The 16,310-nt window shown below is 69.6% G+C and carries 13 protein-coding genes; 5 read left to right on the forward strand and 8 right to left on the reverse strand.

Features of this window, described 5'->3' with window-relative positions:
- Nucleotides 1-57: 57 nt before the first annotated feature.
- From ACFOYW_RS03010 to ACFOYW_RS03030, 5 genes are all read right to left on the reverse strand, one after another.
- Nucleotides 58-975: an ROK family protein gene (locus ACFOYW_RS03010; protein ID WP_390227153.1), complete on the reverse strand. Its 918-nt coding sequence runs from the start codon at nt 973-975 to the stop codon at nt 58-60.
- Entirely contained in the window at nt 972-2,651 is a 1,680-nt protein-coding gene (locus ACFOYW_RS03015) for a dipeptide ABC transporter ATP-binding protein (protein WP_390227154.1), read from the reverse strand. Before ACFOYW_RS03015 ends, ACFOYW_RS03010 begins: the two co-directional genes overlap by 4 nt.
- Complete coding sequence (locus tag ACFOYW_RS03020; RefSeq protein WP_390227155.1) at nt 2,651-3,541, reverse strand: ABC transporter permease; 891 nt, start codon at nt 3,539-3,541, stop codon at nt 2,651-2,653. The genes ACFOYW_RS03015 and ACFOYW_RS03020 overlap by 1 nt, the downstream gene beginning before the upstream one ends.
- Before the next feature lie 15 nt (nt 3,542-3,556).
- Nucleotides 3,557-4,516: an ABC transporter permease gene (locus ACFOYW_RS03025; protein ID WP_390227156.1), complete on the reverse strand. Its 960-nt coding sequence runs from the start codon at nt 4,514-4,516 to the stop codon at nt 3,557-3,559.
- A 78-nt stretch (nt 4,517-4,594) separates the two neighbouring features.
- On the reverse strand, nt 4,595-6,406 hold the full coding sequence (locus ACFOYW_RS03030) for a peptide ABC transporter substrate-binding protein (protein WP_390227158.1): 1,812 nt from the start codon (nt 6,404-6,406) through the stop codon (nt 4,595-4,597).
- A gap of 211 nt (nt 6,407-6,617) precedes the next feature.
- Here ACFOYW_RS03030 and ACFOYW_RS03035 point away from each other — a divergent pair, with 211 nt between their 5' ends.
- Genes ACFOYW_RS03035 through ACFOYW_RS03045 form a run of 3 tightly spaced genes read left to right on the forward strand, consistent with a single transcriptional unit; the run spans nt 6,618 to nt 10,031 of the window.
- Nucleotides 6,618-7,829, forward strand: a complete 1,212-nt coding sequence (locus tag ACFOYW_RS03035; protein WP_390227159.1) for an ROK family transcriptional regulator — start codon at nt 6,618-6,620, stop codon at nt 7,827-7,829.
- Complete coding sequence (locus ACFOYW_RS03040; protein WP_390227160.1) at nt 7,822-9,339, forward strand: M81 family metallopeptidase; 1,518 nt, start codon at nt 7,822-7,824, stop codon at nt 9,337-9,339. Before ACFOYW_RS03035 ends, ACFOYW_RS03040 begins: the two co-directional genes overlap by 8 nt.
- The gene (locus ACFOYW_RS03045) at nt 9,336-10,031 is read left to right on the forward strand and encodes a copper homeostasis protein CutC (RefSeq protein WP_390227161.1); all 696 of its coding nucleotides are present in this window, start codon (nt 9,336-9,338) and stop codon (nt 10,029-10,031) included. Before ACFOYW_RS03040 ends, ACFOYW_RS03045 begins: the two co-directional genes overlap by 4 nt.
- An 88-nt stretch (nt 10,032-10,119) precedes the next feature.
- Here ACFOYW_RS03045 and nagB read toward each other — a convergent pair whose 3' ends face one another.
- The 3 genes from nagB to ACFOYW_RS03060 are packed head-to-tail and all read right to left on the reverse strand — an operon-like array spanning nt 10,120 to nt 13,526.
- Nucleotides 10,120-10,902 (reverse strand): glucosamine-6-phosphate deaminase, encoded by a 783-nt coding sequence (gene nagB, locus ACFOYW_RS03050; protein ID WP_390227162.1) that lies wholly within the window; start codon nt 10,900-10,902, stop codon nt 10,120-10,122.
- Nucleotides 10,903-10,952: 50 nt separating this feature from the next.
- Nucleotides 10,953-12,590 (reverse strand): beta-N-acetylhexosaminidase, encoded by a 1,638-nt coding sequence (locus tag ACFOYW_RS03055; RefSeq protein ID WP_390227163.1) that lies wholly within the window; start codon nt 12,588-12,590, stop codon nt 10,953-10,955.
- A gap of 18 nt (nt 12,591-12,608) precedes the next feature.
- Nucleotides 12,609-13,526, reverse strand: a complete 918-nt coding sequence (locus ACFOYW_RS03060; protein WP_390227164.1) for an ROK family protein — start codon at nt 13,524-13,526, stop codon at nt 12,609-12,611.
- 184 nt (nt 13,527-13,710) lie between these two features.
- Here ACFOYW_RS03060 and ACFOYW_RS03065 point away from each other — a divergent pair, with 184 nt between their 5' ends.
- A complete protein-coding gene (locus tag ACFOYW_RS03065; protein WP_390227165.1) occupies nt 13,711-14,886 on the forward strand; it encodes an ROK family protein in 1,176 nt (391 codons plus the stop codon).
- A 56-nt stretch (nt 14,887-14,942) separates the two neighbouring features.
- A complete protein-coding gene (locus ACFOYW_RS03070; RefSeq protein ID WP_390227166.1) occupies nt 14,943-16,268 on the forward strand; it encodes an extracellular solute-binding protein in 1,326 nt (441 codons plus the stop codon).
- The last annotated feature ends 42 nt before the right edge of the window (nt 16,269-16,310 follow it).

Below are 16,310 nucleotides of genomic sequence, written 5' to 3' on the forward strand. Positions count from 1 at the left end.
CGCGCCAGAGCCTCGGCCGCTGCCGCGCCGGAGCGTTGGCTCTGCAGCGGCCGCGGGTCAGAGCCCGAGCTCGGTCCGCACGCGGCTCGCCGCACCGACGGCGACCGCGTCCTTGCCGAGCGTGCTGCGCTCGATGCGGATCGGCAGCCCGCTGACGGGCGGCTCGTCACTCAGATATCCGTCGATCGCAGGCGCAAGCAATCCCCAGGCGTTCGAGACGCCACCGCCGACCACCACCGTCGTCACGTCGACCAGTGCGGACACGGCCGAGATTGCCTGGCCGACCGCCCGGCCGGCGGTACGGAAGACAGCAGCGGCGCGGGGCTCGCCGGCCTCGGCGCGACGCGCGATCTCGGCACTGCGCAGCTCGTCTCCGCCTGCCTCCCGGTACCGCAGTGCGATCTGCCGGCCCGCCGCGACGGACTCGAGGTGCCCGTGCCGTCCGCAGCTGCACACCGCGTCGCCGAAGCCGGGCATGTGACCGATCTCGCCGGCTGCGCCGTGAGGTCCGGAGAAGAGCCGGCCGTCCACCCACAACGCGCCGCCGACGCCCGTGCCGATCATGATCGCCAAGGCATCCGTCGCACCCGTGATCGCACCCGCCGCGGTCTCGCCGGTCAGGAACGCGTTCACATCGTTCTCGAGGAAGGCGGGCACTCCGACGCGGCGGCGCAGCTCCGCAGCCACGCGATAGCCGGCCCAGTCGACGAAGGTGTCGCTCGCGACGAGCACTTCCCCCGCCACGGAATCGACCACGCCCGCGGCGCCGACCCCCACACCGAGCAGTTCGGTGTCGTGCTCTGCGACGAGGCCCGCGATCATGCCCACCGCCGCGTCGATCATGGCATCGCCCCCGCGGGGAGTCGGGGTGGTCGCCCGGCCGATGATCTCGAGCTGAGGCGTGCACAGCACGACCTGGGTGGCGGTGCCGCCGATGTCAACGCCCGCGATGACGTTGGTGGCGGGTGCGCTCACGCCGTGGCCCCCGTCGCCGCGCTGAGCCGCCGCGCACGCTGGACCATGGGGTCAGGCACCGGCACGGCCGCGAGCAGGCGACGCGTGTAGTCGGTCTCCGGGTGCGACAGCGTGACGGAGGTCGGGCCGGTCTCGACGACGCGGCCGTCGCGCATGACGACGACGCGCTGCGCGAACTCCTGCACCACCGCGAGATCGTGCGAGACGAAGATGCACGCGAAGCCCAGTTCATGCTGCAGCTCGGTGATCACCTCGAGCACGGTGCGCTGAACGCTGACGTCGAGAGCGCTGGTCGGCTCGTCCGCGACCAGCAGCCGCGGGTTGAGAACGAGCGCTCTGGCCAGACTGACGCGCTGACGCTGCCCGCCGGACAGCTCGCGAGGCGCACGGTCCATCAGTGCCGCGGGCAGTCGCACCGATTCGAGCGCTGCCGAGACGCGAGCTCGCCGTTCGGCACGGCCGATCCCCTTCGCGTGCACGAGCAGCGGCTCGGCGATGCAGTCGGCGACGCTGAGGCGGGCGTCGAGCGAGGCGACCGGGTCCTGCAGCACGGCGCCGATGCCGGCGCGCAGCCGATGCAGCGCGCGCCGGCGGGTCCGGCGCAGCGAGCTGCCGAAGACGCGCACCTCGCCCGCGTCGGGCTCGATGAGGCCGAGCACGACCCGCGCGATGGTCGACTTGCCGCTGCCGGATTCGCCGACGAGTCCCACGGTCTCCCCCGCGGCGACGTCGAGGCTCACGTCACGGAGCGCGTGCACGGCGCGGGGGCCGCGACCGAAGGTCACGTCGATCTTCGATGCGGCGACGTAGAGATCGGATGCTTGGCGCTCGACGATCGTGGAGGAGTCCGGCTCGGCGGACGCCGCTCGCACCTCGGCGACGGTGAGCCGCGGCACCGCGGCCAGGAGCGTACGGGTGTAGTCGTGCTGCGGGCGCAGCAGCACGTCGTCCACCGTGCCGTGCTCGACGATGAGACCCGAGTTCATGACGGCGACGCGGTCGGCGAAGTCCGCCACCACGCCCATGTTGTGCGTCACGAGCAGCACGGCCATGTCGTTCTCCGCCGCGAGCCTGCGCAGCAGCGCGAGGATCTCGGCCTGCACAGTGACGTCGAGCGCAGTGGTCGGCTCGTCCGCGACCAGCAGCTTCGGCCGGTTCGCGATGGCCATCGCGATCACGACGCGCTGCCGCTGGCCGCCCGAGAGCTGGAACGGGAAGGAGCGCACGCGGGTCTCGGGGTCGGGCAGCCCGACGTGGCCGAGCAGCTCGACCGCGCGTCGTCTGGCCTCGGCCGCGGGAACGTCGCCGTGGTTGCGGATGACCTCGGCGATCTGATCTCCGACGCGCATCAGCGGGTCGAGTGCGGTCGCCGGCTCCTGGAACACCATCGACGCGACCCTGCCGCGCAGGCCCATGAGGCTGCGTTCGCCGGCTCCGACCACGGCCGTGCCGTCGACGGTCACGGAGCCGCCCAGCACCGCGGTGCCCCCGAGCAGCCCGAGCGCGGCGAGCGCGACGGTGCTCTTGCCGGATCCCGACTCGCCCACGAGCGCCAGCGTCTCGCCGGCCTCGATGTCGAGGCTCACGCCGCGCACCGCCTCGACGAGACCGCCGTCGGTGCGGAATCCGACGGTCAGCCCGTCGATCGCAAGCACGCTGTCCTTCGACGCTGCCATCATCGCCCCCTCACCGCGAACGCGTCGCGAAGACCGTCACCGATCGCATTGAATGCGCACACCACGAGGATGATCGCCACCCCGGGCGGCACGATGAGCCACCAGCGCCCGGAATACGCGGCGTCGAGGCCCTGGCTGAGCATCCCGCCCCAGTCGGTCTGCGGCGACTGCACGCCGAGCCCGAGGTAGCTCACGTAGGCGACCAGCAGGATCGCGTCGGCGATCTGGAACGTGGCCGAGACGACGATCGTGCTCACGCTGTTGGGGAGGATGTGCCGGCCGATCGCGCGCGAGTGGCCGCCGCCGAACGCGCGCAGCGTGAGCACGTAGTCGCGGTTCTTCAGCGTCAGAGTCTCGGCCCGGATGAGGCGGGACGGCACGAGCCACGACACGAACCCCAGAATCACGATGAGTCCGAGGACATGCGGCGTCGAGATGGCGGAGATGACGAGCAGGATGAAGAGCGCCGGAATCGCGATGCCGGCGTCGACCACGCGCATCATCACCGTGTCGACCCAGCCGCCGAGATAGCCGGCGACCGCACCCCAGACCATGCCGATGATGATCGCGAGCAGGCCCGCGGCGATGCCGACCGTCAACGAGACCGTGCCGCCGTACATCAGGCGGCCGAGTTCGTCGTGACCGACGGCGTCCGTGCCGAGCGGATGCCGCAGGCTGGGCCCCAGATTGATCTGGCTCAGATTCGTGCCCGTCTGGTCCGTGTGGTACACGAGCGGGCCGACGAAGCAGAACAGGACGAAGAAGATCACGACCGCGAGACCGATGAGGGCGAGGCGGTTGCGGCGGAAGCGCCGCCAGGCGAGCGAGCCGCCGGCGGGTGCCGCGGCCGGTTGCAGATCGGCTGCCGACTGCAGAAGTGTGCTGGACATCGAGGGGTTCCTGCCTTACGAACGGGCGGTTTTCACGCGGGGGTCGATGATCGCCTGCAGCACATCGGCCAGCAGGGTCCCGCAGACCGTGGCGACGGCGATCACGAGCACGCAGCCGAGCAGCACGGGGAAGTCGGAGCTCTGGGCCGCATTCCAGAAGAGCAGGCCCATTCCGGGGTAGTTGAAGAGCTGCTCGACCACGAGCGAACCGCCGAAGAGCACCGGGACGTAGTACCCGAGCATCGCGACGACCGGGGTCAGCGAGTTGCGGAAGACGTGCCGCACCAGCAGCGAATTGGTCGAAGAGCCCCCCGCGCGGGCGGTGCGCACGAAGTCCTCATCAAGGTTCTCGAGGGTCGCCGACCGCATGAACCGGCTGAACACCGCGACCATGGCCGCCGCCCCGGTGATGATCGGCAGCACGAGACCGGCCGGGTCGCTGAACACCTCGGCCAGCGTGTCGCCGCTCGGCGCCTGCGAGGGAAAGAGCGGGATGACCTGGGTCAGCACCGCGATCAGGATCAGACCGAGGAAGAACACCGGAGTGGAGTACAGCACCAGGCTGACGGTGGTGACGATGTAGTCGCCGGGGCTGTTGCGGCGTCGCGCCTGCCACATGCCGAGCGGGATCGCGATGATGAGCGCGAGAACCGCCTGGGCGAGCGTGAGCACGAGCGTCTTCGGCAGCCGCTGCAGGATCAGCTGCGACACCGGCGCGTTCAGCGTGAACGATTCGCCGAGATCACCGCGCAGCAGCTGACCGAGGTAGATCACGTATTGCAGCGGCAGCGGCTTGTCGAGCCCCTGCTCGCGATTGAACTGGGCGATCTGCTGCGCCGTCGCGTGCACGCCGAGGACACCGCGCGCCGGGCCGCCGGGCAGCGAGTGCAGCAGGCAGAACACCACGATCGTGACGATGAAGATGACGACGACCGCCTGAAGCAGTCGTCGCAGGAGATAGAGGGTTGTGGTCATCGGCGATCCTTCGTCGCAGCAGGGGTGAGACACCTGACGGACCGGGGCGCCGCGAGGCGCCCCGGTCCGATTCCGGTGCTACTTCCAGGCCCAGCGGGCCGGGTGGAAGTTCGCCATCGGATCCTGGGGGGCCGTCAGCCCCTTCTTGATCACGGAGATCTGGTAGTCGGGCTCGGGCAGCCAGATCACGGGCAGCTGCTTGGCGAGCAGAGCGCTGTAGCTCTGAATGGCGCTCGAGTCGTTCGACTGGGTCGTCGACTTGATCAGGGCGTCGGACTGCGCGTCGCTGTAGTTGCCGAAGTTGGCGCCGCCGCCCGTCTGGAACAGCGAGTCACCCGTCGGGTAGGCGCTGAAGTACCAGCTGCCCGCCGTGCCGAAGTACGACAGCTGCCATTTGCAGATCGGCTGGTCAGCGGTGCACTGCGGAGTCTGCGAGAGCACGGTGTTCACCGGCGCCTGCTTGATCGTGAATCCGATGCCGCTGTCCTTGAACGACGACTGGAGCGCGCTCATCTCGTTGTCGGTCACCTGCGAGCCCGACTGAGCGAGCACCTGCATCGTGAACTTCGTGCCCGCCTTGACGCCGGTGCCGCACTGGTTCGCACCGCTGCCCGCGTCGTCGCAGACCATGACGCCGTCAGAGCCGGCCTTCCAGCCGTGGTCGGTGAGCAGCTTCTTGGCGGCCGAGTTGGAGAACGGGTACGGGTTGTTCGACTGGTCGGGCGACAGGAAGTCGGACTTGGTCGACTGCGGGATCGGACCGTAGCCGGCGGTCGCCGTGCCGCCGAAGATCGCCTTCACGAGGCTGTTCTGGTCGACGGACTGCTGAATCGCCTGCCGCGCGTACAGCTGCTTGAACACCGGCCCCATGGTCGGGTTGTTGAAGTTGTACGGGAAGTAGGTGATCGCCCAGCCGGTCCACGGATCGACGGAGTAGCCCTTCGCGGTGAACGACGCCTTCTGGTCGAGCGAGGTCGGCTGGATGTACCCGTAGTCGACCTGGCCGCTGCGCACGGCGTTCTCCTCGGCGTCGGCCGACGTGAACGGCAGCAGGTTCACCGTCGCGATCTGAGCCTTCTCGCCGCCGTCGTACTTCTTGTTGGCGCTGAGCGTGACGTTGCCGCTGGTGCTGAACTTGGTCACGGTGTACGGGCCGTCGACGACCTTCCACAGCGGGTTCGTCGCGTAGCTCGAGATGTCACCGGCGGCGGAGTTCAGGTAGTTCCAGACCTGCACCGCGCCGGCTGCCGTCTCGTCGTAGTTGCCCACGGCGCCGCTGTCGCTCGTCTTGTCCCACGCGTGCTGCGGCATCGGTGTGATGAGGCTGAGCTCGTTCGCCAGCATCCACTGCGTGTTGTAGGCCTTGTCGAAGGTGATGGTGAAGTGGGTGTCGTCGACGACGGTCAGCTTCGTCCAGTTGTCGGGCGCCTGGCCGGCGTTGTAGTTGCCCCAGTTCTTCTTGTTCGCCTTGACGAGGTTGTACCAGAACTCCACATCGCGCGACGTCACGGGCTTGCCGTCGCTCCAGTGCCGGTTGGCGAGCGTGATCGTCGCCGAGGTGCCGGCCGAATTGAACTGGACATCGCTTGCGATGCTCGCGTCCTTGTGCCAGCCGACGGTCCCCGTTGACCCGTCGTAGGCGACGAGCGGCTCCCACAGTGAGGCCGCGATCGAGCCGTTGTTGGTGTTGAGCTTGCCCGGGGCGCCGACGGGAAGAATCCAGTTCGGCGTGAAGTTGGCGGGCAGCGCGTAGTTGACGGTGTCCTTGCCGGAACTCGATCCGGATTGGGACGAGCCGCCGGACGTACAGCCGGCGAGCAGGAGGGCGGCGGCCGCCGCCGCGGCAGCCGCGACAAGAGCGCGGCGCGCCGCCGAGCGTGCAGGGAACATCTTTCTCCTTCAACAGGGGTGCGGCCGACACGTGTCGGCGAGCGACGGCAACGGATCGCCGTGCAATTAGTAAAGGGCACGTGAACGGAAAAAGTAATGCCGGGTTGTAAAAACTCTATTACGACAGTTTTGGCGAAACCACGCCGCTCGTCAGCATGACTAGTCTTTCAACAATCACGATCCCGAGCAGATGTCTGGAATTACTTTTCACATGCTTGAAAAAACCCGAGGGCGTGGCGACGCCGGTCACGAGACCCTGGCCGGGCGCGCACTCGCCCTGATCGCCGGCGGTCAGGCGACGACGCGCACCGAGCTCGGGCAGCAGCTCGGTGCGCCGGCGAGCAGCGTCTCGCTCGCCGTGCAGCAGCTGATCGGGCGCGGTCTCGTCGCGGAGGAAGGCGTCCAGTCCTCGACCGGAGGGCGTCCGAGGAAGGTGCTGCGCATCGGTCACACCGACGAGTACGCGGTCGCCGCAGACCTGGGCAGCAAACACGCGCGCATCGGGGTCGTTCGCAGCGGCGGCGTCCGCGAGAGCGTGACCACGATGCCGATCGACCTCTCGCTCGGTCCCGACGCGTGCCTCGACGTGCTCGTCGGCGCGTTCGATGAGCTGTTCCGCACGACGCCCGGCAAGCTGACCGCGGCCGGCCTCTCGCTTCCCGGCCCGGTGGACATCGCGCGCGGCTGGGTGGACAGCCCGTCACGGATGCCCGGCTGGCACCGTTACCCCATCCGTGCACAGCTCGCCGACCGCCTCGGCGTCGTGGCCGAGATCGGCAACGACGCGAACATGATGGCCTTCGGCGAGGACGCTGCCCACCACGGCGAGCGCCGCTATTCGATCACCGTGAAGGCGGGCACGGCGGTCGGTGCGGGGATCATGCTCGACGGCCACCTGCATCACGGGGCGAACGGTGCGGCAGGAGACATCACGCACGTTCGCGTGCTCGCGGCGGGAGACATCCCGTGCGCCTGCGGCAACCTGGGGTGCCTCGAGACGGTCGCATCCGGCGCCGCGCTGCAGCGCATCCTGAACGAGAGCGGCCGCCGGGTCGCGAGCACCGAGGACGTCGTCGAGCTGGTGGAGTCGGGGGATCCCGTCGCCAACCAGGCGGCACGGCAGGCCGGCGCGTACCTCGGTGAGGTGCTCAGCGCGAACGTGAACTTCTTCAACCCCGATTCCGTCTTCCTCGGCGGCATCCTCTCGACACTCGAGCCGTTCGTCGCCGCCGTCCGGGGTCAGCTCTACGGCAGCTGCCACCCCCTGCTGACCCGGAACCTGCGCATCGAACCCGTCAGTCTCGGCGCCGACGCCGGCGTCGTCGGCGCGGGACTGCAGGCGCTGCAGCGCTCCCTTGCAGAGACCCTCGAATCCATTCCCCGCGCCACCTCCGCACCCCTCCGGAAGGAAATCCATGTCTGACGCCGCCGCCCGAATCCCGCGCATCGCCATCGCCGGCCTGGGCATCGAAGCGAGCACGTTCTCCCCCGCCCGAACGGAGGCGCCGGCGTTCCACCCGATGCGGGGGGCCGAGATCCTTGACCGCTACCGCGCCTTCCTCGGTGCCGGGACGCCGCTGCACGATGCGGCGGAGTGGCATCCGGCCCTCGTCGGCAAGTCCCTGCCGGGCGGCACCGCGACGGCCCAGGCGTTCGCTGCCCTGTCCGACGAGATCATCGAGCGGCTCGCCGCGATGCCGCCGCTCGACGGCCTCTGGTACGACATCCACGGCGCGATGACCGTCGAGGGCCTTGACGATGCCGAGGCGGTTCTGCTGGCCCGGATCCGCGACACGGTCGGCCCCGACGTCCTGATCTCCACGACGATGGACCTGCACGGCAACGTGAGCCGCGAGCTCGCCCACCTGAGCGATCTGATCACCTGCTACCGCATGGCGCCGCACGAGGATGCCGAGGAGACCAAGGAGCGCGGGGTCCGCAACCTGGTCGACCGCCTCGTCTCCGGCGCGGGGCGCCCGCTCAAGGCGTGGGTGCCGGTCCCGGTCCTGCTCCCCGGCGAGAAGACCTCGACGCGCATCGACCCCGCGAAGAGCGTGTACGCGCAGGTCGCCGATGCGGCCGCCGCCCCCGGCGTTCTCGACGCGGCGATCTGGGTCGGCTACGCGTGGGCCGATGAGCCGCGGAACCGTGCCGTCACCGTCGTGACCGGCGACGACCGGCAGGCCATCACGGCGCAGGCCGAGCGCCTCGCCCGCGCGTTCTGGGAGGCGGGCCCCCACTTCGACTTCGTCGCACCCGTCGGCACCCTCGCCGAGACCCTCGACGCCGCGCTGGCGTCGGCACAGCGCCCGTTCTTCATCAGCGACAGCGGTGACAACCCCACCGCAGGCGGTGCCGGCGACGTGACCTGGACACTCGCGCGCCTCCTCGAGGACCCGCGCGTCACGGCGGGCGACCGCACGGTGATCTACGCCTCGATCCCCGGCCCGGCAGCCGTCGAGACGGCCATCGCGGCCGGCATCGGCGCGACCGTGACGGTATCGGTCGGCGCCGCGGTCGACGGCGTGCATGAAGGGCCCGTCACGCTCACCGGCGTGGTCGACGCCATCAAGCAGGGCGACCGCGACGCGGAGATCGAGGTCGTCATCAGGGTCGGCGGCCTGAGCGTGATCGTCACGCGCCTGCGCAAGCCCTATCACCACGAGCACGATTTCACCGATCTCGGGCTCGCGCCACGCGACGCCGACGTGGTCCTCGTCAAGATCGGCTACCTCGAGCCGGAGCTGTACGACATGGCGGCCGAGTGGATGATGGCGCTCACCCCGGGCGGCGTCGACCAGGATCTGGTCAGGCTCGGGCATCATCGCATCCGCCGCCCGATGGTTCCGTTCGATTCGCCCGAGTTCGAGCCCGATCTCTCCGCCCGCATCATCGCGCCGTCCGACGAGCCGCTGACCGGGCCCGACGAATGACGGCGCTGCTCGAGATCGCCGTCACCTCCGACCTCGCGGCGGCACTCGCCCAGGCGCACGGCGCCGATCGGGTCGAGCTGTGCACGGCTCTCGAGCTCGGCGGCGTCACGCCGTCACAGGCCGCGATCGAGGCGACGGTCGAGACGGGGGCGCAGACGCACGTGCTCGTCCGGTGCCGGGCCGGTGACTTCGTCTACGACGACGACGAGGTGCGGCTGATGTGCCGTGAGGCCGCCGACGTGGTGCGCGCTGGGGCGGCTGGTGTCGTGATCGGCGCGCTGGATGCCGCTGGCGAGCTCGATCTCGCCGCGATCGAGCGCATGGCCGATGCGGCGCGATCAGCGCGATCGGATGTCTCGGTCACCGTCCACCGTGCGATCGACGCGAGCGCCGACCCGGTTCGCTCCGCCGCGCGCGCCGCGGCCTCGGCCGTCCGAGCCACCCGCATTCTGACCTCGGGCGGGCGCCCTTCCGCCGGCGACGCGGTGGACGTGATCACGCGGATGGTCGCCGCCGCAGGGGCCGTCCAGGTGATGGCCGGCGGTGGTGTCACCGTTGACGCGATTCCTCGGCTCACCGCGGCCGGCGTCGCCGCGGTGCACCTGTCGGCGAAGCGTCGTGAGCGCGACCACTGGTCGCTCGATCCCGCGATCGTCGCGGCGGCACGGGCGGCACTCGACGCGACGCGCTAGCCGGCGCTACAGCTGCGGCACGGCGCCACAGCCGCAGAAGTGGCGCTGACCCGCAGCTGTAGCGCGACGAGGGTGTCGCGCACGCAGCTCAGTAGTGCTTCCAGCCGGGCTTGTTCTGCCAGACGTAGCGGTAGTAGTCGGCGTTGGTCAGCCGCGCGGCGGCGGCCTCGTCGACGACGACCGTCGCGAACTCGTGCAGCTGCAGCACCGACGCGGGGCACGAGGCCGAGACCGGCCCCTCGACGGCCGCCGCGACCGCATCGGCCTTTCCCGCGCCCTGAGCGACCAGAACGAGCCTGCGCGCCCGCAGGATCGTGCCCAGCCCCTGGGTCACGCAGTGGGTCGGCACCTGCTCGGGCGAATCGAAGAACCGGGCGTTGTCGGCGCGGGTCTTCGGCGTGAGCGTCTTGATCCGCGTACGGCTCGCGAGCGAGGACGTCGGTTCGTTGAACCCGATGTGGCCGTTCGCGCCGATGCCGAGCAATTGCACGTCGATGCCGCCCGCCGCGTCGATCGCGGCCTCGTAAGCCGCACAGGCCGCGGTGATATCGGATGCCATGCCGTCCGGCACGGCGACGAGCGCAGGGTCCATGCCCAGCGGCTTCGTCACGGTCCGATCGATGACCGCGTGATAGCTCTCGGGGTGCCCGTAGTCGAGGCCGACGTACTCGTCGAGCGCGAAGCCGCGCACGCGTGAGAAGTCGAGCTCGCCGGCATCCGCTCGCCTCGCCAGCTCGGCGTAGATCGCAAGCGGCGACGAACCCGTCGCGAACCCGATGACCGCCTCGGGCTCGCGCTCGACGACGTCGGCGACCACGGATGCCGCGACCCGCCCGACCTCACTCGCGTCGGGCAGGATGACGATCTCCATCTGGGTCTCCTCTGGCTAGGCGGCGGCAACGTGCGACGGGCGCTCGGCCGTCACTCGCTGATGTTGGCGGTCACCGCGTCGATGTAGGCGTTGCGCTCCTCACGGGAATGCGGGCGCCCCGGGATGCCAGGGCGACGCTGCCACGGCCGCGGGCCGTCGTCGTGACGGTACTCGACGCCGAGCGCGTCGAGACGCGCGAGGTGAGCGTCGAGGCGCCCGAGGAACGCGTCGAGGTCCTTGGGAGCGTCGGTCCAGAGCGCCTCGGCGACCGCGGCCAGTCGCGGGAACGCGAAGTAGTCGACGGTGCGCGGCGAGTCCATGTGCTCGGTCCAGATGTTCGCCTGGCCGCCCAGCACGTGGCGCTGCTGTTCCGGCGTGAGCCCCTCCGGGATCGGGTCGAACGCGTACACGTCGGCCACGGTCAGCACGATCGCCACCGGGATCGGCTCGTCGGGAAGCTCGGACTGCCGGTAGTCGAGGTAGACCACGTCGTCGGGGCAGAGCACCACGTCGTGGCCGCGGCGCGCCGCGGTGACGGCGCCGCGCGTGCCGCGCCATGAGGCGATCGTCGCGCCCGGCGCCAGCTCGCCCTCGAGGATCTCGTCCCAGCCGTAGAGCCGGCGGCCGCGTGAGGTGATGTGCTGGTCGAGCTCGCGGATGAACCAGGTCTGCAGTTCCTCGCCGCTCGAGAGGCCCCGTTCGGCCATCAGCTGCTGCGTGCGCGGGTCTGCTTCCCACTGCTCCTTGGGGCACTCGTCGCCGCCGACGCCGATGTACAGGCCCGGGAAGATGTCCATCACCTCGTCGAAGACGTCGCGGTAGAACTGCACCGTCGACTCCTCCATGTTGAGCACGTTGGGGTTGATGCCCCAGCGCGTGAACACCTCGAGCTGCTCGCCCTTCACCCCGAGCTCGGGGTAGGCCGCGATCGCCGCCTGCGAGTGGCCGGGCACGTCGATCTCGGGCACGACGTTCACGTGCCGTGCCGCGGCGTAGGCGACGATCTCGCGCAGGTCGTCCTGCGTGTAGTAGCCGCCGTGGGGCCGCGCATCGAAGACGGCGGTCTCCTCGTTCCCGGCGCCCACCTGCGACTCGACGCGCCAGGCGCCGATCTCGGTGAGGCGCGGGTACTTCTTGACCTCGATGCGCCAGCCCTGGTCCTCCGTCAGGTGCAGGTGGAGCACGTTCAGCCGGTGCGCGGCGAGCAGGTCGATGAAGCGCAGCACGTCGTGCTTCGGCATGAAGTGGCGCGCCACATCGAGCATCGCGCCGCGCCAGCCGAAGTGCGGCGCATCCGTGATCTCGACCGCCGGGACCACCCAGTCGATGCCAGGCACCGTGCTGCGGCGGTAGATCGCGGCCGGCAGCAGCTGCAGCAGCGTCTGCGCGGCGTAGAACGCGCCGGCCGCGTCGCCCGCGGAGATGCGAACGCCGTCTGCGCTCACGGTCAGGCGATACGCCTCGGCCCCGAGCTCGGCGTCGAGCGTGAAGACGATTCCGGCCGCACCGTCAGCGGTGACGGCTTCGCGGAACGGATGCCCCGTCGCGGGGCGCAGCGCACCCTGCAGCCACTCGGCCTCACCGCGCAGCTCGGCGGGCGCGGCGATCGTGGTCTCGGCATCGAGGCGGTAGGCGTCGGCATCGGTCTGCCGAACCGACGTGGGCAGCGGCACAAGAGCAGTGGTCATCTTCCGGAGGTCCTTCCCTTAGATTCTGATCGATTCGCCCGCTGGGCGCCCCGCGAGAGCGGCGCCGATCGCGGCGATCGGCTGGTCGAGAGGCACGAGTCGCACCCGTGAGGACAGCTCGAGCGACGCGAGGAACTGCGAATCGCGGGCCTGATCGTCGAGCGCGGTCGCGACCCTGTCGAGCAGCCGCGCGCCGAGATTGCTGAGACCGCCGCCGATGACCACGACGTCGACGTCGACGGTGAGGACGAGGATGCGCACGGCCGCCGCCGCTCCCCCCACGAGCTCGTCGCGCAACGCGATCGCACGCGCGTCGCCGTCGTCGGCACGGTCGAAGACGTCGAGCACGGGAAACGGCGCCGCGCTCCCCCATTTCCGCGCGAGCCAGCCGCCGGAGGCGACGGTCTCCAGGCATCCGCGCTGCCCGCACGCACAGATCTCACCCGCGGGGTCGACCGGGATGTGCCCGATCTCGCCCGCCGTTCCCCTCGCGCCGCGCCACAGCTCGCCGCCCAGCACGAAGCCGGCGGCGAGACCGGTGCCGAGATTGAGGTAGGCCGCCGAGGTGTCGAGGCCGAGCAGGTGGTAGGCGCCGAGGGATGCCGCATTCACGTCGTTCTCGACGAAGACGGGAAGACCGAGCCGCGAGGCGAGCTCGGGGCCGAGGTCGAGCTCGTCGACCCCGAGGTTGACGGCGTGGCGCACGAGGCCGCCCGTCGCGTCGACCAGGCCCGGAATGCCGATGCCGAGCGAGGCGAACGACGCCGGACCGACACCCGCGGCATCCGCCGCCTGAATCGCCGCCGACTGCGCGTTGCCGAGCACGGCCGCCGGGCCGAAACCCGTCGGAATCCGTACGCGCGCGAGCACCGCGTCGTCCGCATCGAGCGCAACGGCGTCGATCTTGGTGCCGCCGATGTCGAGCCCCAACCTCATATTTGTTAGTTAACCTTACGAATGCGCGACCGCGCAAGCCACAGCACGACAACGCCCGGTAAACAGTCACATGAATGAAACACAAGCGATATTCCGATGTGACCGACGAAAGCTTGACTTCTGTTTGTAAGGCAGCTGTACTAACAAAACCAGTCAGCAACGGCGCCGGACGGGAGGAGAGCGCATGCCGCCACAGACTCAGCAGCCCAAGGGCGGCGCGTCCAGCGCCCGCCCCCACCGTCTCGGCGCGAAGTCGCTGCCTGAGCACACGCGGCGGCACAATCGCGCACTGGTGCTGCAGCACCTCTTCCACACGGGGCCGATGAGCCGTGCCGACCTGGCCCGTGAGTCGAGCCTCACGCGCGTCACCGTCGGCGACCTGATCTCCGAGCTTCAGAGCGACGGGCTCGTGCACGAGCTCGGCCAGCGCCAGGGCTCCCGGCCCGGCAAGCCCGCCACCCTCGTCGACATCGACAGGGCGGCGTTTCGCATGATCGCCATCGACCTCTCCCCCGACGACCGCTTCACCGGGGTCGTCACCGACCTGCGCGGCGAGGTCACGCACCAGGTCGCGCAGTCGCTGTCCGGGGCTCGCGGCGAGGCGGCGATCGAGAAGGTGCTGGTCCTCGTCGCGACGCTCATCGGCGCGTCGCCCGAGCCGCTGCTCGGCATCGGCGTCGGCACTCCCGGCATCGTCGACGGCACGGGGGTCGTACGGCAGGCACCGAACCTCGGCTGGTACGACGTCGACCTCGGCGAGCGCATCCGTCGCGCCTTCGACTACCCCGTCTACGTCGCGAACGATGCGAACGCAGCCGCGCTGGGCGTGCGCACCTTCACGCTCGGCGGCGGCGAGCGTGAGAACAGCGGCGACAGTCTCATGGTGGTCCGCGTCGAGCACGGCGTCGGCGCAGGACTGGTCATCGACGGCGCGCTCATCCGCGGCGAGCAGTACGCGGCGGGCGAGATCGGCCACGTCGTCGTCGATGAAGACGGCGAAGAGTGCGCCTGCGGGCGAAACGGATGCCTCGAGCTCGCACTCGCAGTGCCTCACCTCCGACGCCGCATCGCCGCGACCGACGCTCACGGGCGTGATCAGGTGCTGAGCGACGCCGGCCGGGCGCTCGGCATCGCTCTCAGCCCTGTGCTCGGAGTCCTGAACCTGAACCTGGTCGTGCTGTCGGGACCCGCCGAGCTCATCGGCGGCCCTCTCATCGAGAGCGCCCGCGCGACCATCAGGGCGCGCACCATGTCGGCCGTGAGCAACGGCCTCGACCTGCGTGCCGCGTCCGGCGACGAAGACCTCGTGCTCATGGGCGCGATCGTCCTCGTGCTCTCCGGCGAGCTCGGGGTCTCGTGACCCGGGCCGCCATTCCCAACCCATCCCGCAATCACCTCAACACCTAGGAGCATCACATGCGAAAAACACGCATCATGGCGTTCGCCGCTCTCGGCGTCGCCACGGCTCTCGCACTCACAGCGTGCGGCGGCTCGAACAGCGCAGGAGGCTCGGATTCCTCCTTCAGCACCAGCGGAAAAGGCAAGACCCTCGTCGTCTGGAACATGACCGGCGACCTGACCGACGCCACGATGAAGGCCATCAACGACGAGTTCACCAAGGAGACCGGGGCGAAGGTGAAGGTCGAGACCCAGCAGTGGGACAACATCGCCACCAAGGTGACCACCGCGCTCGCGACCAGCACCCCGCCTGACGTGATCGAACTGGGCAACACCGACGTTCCGAGCTTTGCGGCGTCGGGCGGTCTGCTCGATCTGACGGCGGACAAGTCGAAGCTTCAGCAGGGTGGAACGTGGCTCGCGGGCCTCGAGGGCCCCGCCACGGTGGACGGCAAGCTGTACGGCGTTCCGGCATTCGCCGCGACCCGCGTCGTCATCTACAACAAGCAGATGTGGAACGAGGCGGGCGTCACCGCCGCCCCGACCACGTACGCCGACCTCACCGCGGACCTCGACAAGGTCAAGGCCAAGTTCGGCACCACCTCCGACTTCTCGCCCTTCTACCTTCCGGGCAAGTACTGGTACGCCGGGCTGCAGTGGGTGTGGGACGCCGGCGGCGACGTCGCGACCGGATCCGGCACGAGCTGGAAGGGCGGCCTCGAGTCCCCCCAGTCCATCACCGGTCTGACCGCGTTCAAGAACTTCCAGAACACCTACTCGACGAAGGCCTCTGCGACGGTCGACACCGACGGAACGGGAAACCCCGACCAGGACAAGGACATCTTCGCCCAGAACAAGACCTCGGCGATCCTCGGCAACTCGTGGGAGATCGGCGCGATCACGCAGGACAACCCGAAGATCACGGCGAGCGACCTCGGCACTTTCCCCTTCCCCGGTGTCTCCGGGAAGAACCAGCCGGTGATGCTGGCGGGGTCTGACTGGGGCATCGCGGCGAAGTCCAAGAACGCGGGCCTGGCCAAGACCTGGGTCAAGATCGCGGCGAGCACGTCGATTCAGCAGAACCAGATCGTCGGACAGGGCTGGATTCCCGTCACCACGCAGCTCGCAAGCGCGGCCGCATCGAGCGCCTCCGACATCAACAAGGCGTTCTTCACGGCCGCTCAGAACTCCAAGTCGACGCCGGCAGCCGCCAAGTGGTCGACCATCGAGGGCGACGGCGCGGTGCAGCAGTTCTTCTCCGACATCGCATCCGGTGCGAAGACACCCGCGCAATCGGCGAAGACCTTCGACGACCACCTCAACTCCGTGTTGAACGGCCAGTAGCCGCACCGGCACGAAGACATCGACACAATGAGTTCTTCAACT

This window comes from Gryllotalpicola reticulitermitis, from assembly GCF_042651345.1.
Classification (GTDB): domain Bacteria; phylum Actinomycetota; class Actinomycetes; order Actinomycetales; family Microbacteriaceae; genus Gryllotalpicola; species Gryllotalpicola reticulitermitis.

Coding starts and splice junctions, on each gene's coding strand:
- ACFOYW_RS03040 (WP_390227160.1), top strand. CDS start 7,822: ATGTCTGACGCCGCCGCCCGAATCCCGCGCATCGCCATCGCCGGCCTG.
- ACFOYW_RS03070 (WP_390227166.1), top strand. CDS start 14,943: ATGCGAAAAACACGCATCATGGCGTTCGCCGCTCTCGGCGTCGCCACG.
- ACFOYW_RS03045 (WP_390227161.1), top strand. CDS start 9,336: ATGACGGCGCTGCTCGAGATCGCCGTCACCTCCGACCTCGCGGCGGCA.
- ACFOYW_RS03035 (WP_390227159.1), top strand. CDS start 6,618: ATGCTTGAAAAAACCCGAGGGCGTGGCGACGCCGGTCACGAGACCCTG.
- ACFOYW_RS03030 (WP_390227158.1), bottom strand. CDS start 6,406: ATGTTCCCTGCACGCTCGGCGGCGCGCCGCGCTCTTGTCGCGGCTGCC.
- ACFOYW_RS03065 (WP_390227165.1), top strand. CDS start 13,711: ATGCCGCCACAGACTCAGCAGCCCAAGGGCGGCGCGTCCAGCGCCCGC.
- nagB (WP_390227162.1), bottom strand. CDS start 10,902: ATGGAGATCGTCATCCTGCCCGACGCGAGTGAGGTCGGGCGGGTCGCG.
- ACFOYW_RS03025 (WP_390227156.1), bottom strand. CDS start 4,516: ATGACCACAACCCTCTATCTCCTGCGACGACTGCTTCAGGCGGTCGTC.
- ACFOYW_RS03055 (WP_390227163.1), bottom strand. CDS start 12,590: ATGACCACTGCTCTTGTGCCGCTGCCCACGTCGGTTCGGCAGACCGAT.
- ACFOYW_RS03060 (WP_390227164.1), bottom strand. CDS start 13,526: ATGAGGTTGGGGCTCGACATCGGCGGCACCAAGATCGACGCCGTTGCG.
- ACFOYW_RS03020 (WP_390227155.1), bottom strand. CDS start 3,541: ATGTCCAGCACACTTCTGCAGTCGGCAGCCGATCTGCAACCGGCCGCG.
- ACFOYW_RS03015 (WP_390227154.1), bottom strand. CDS start 2,651: ATGGCAGCGTCGAAGGACAGCGTGCTTGCGATCGACGGGCTGACCGTC.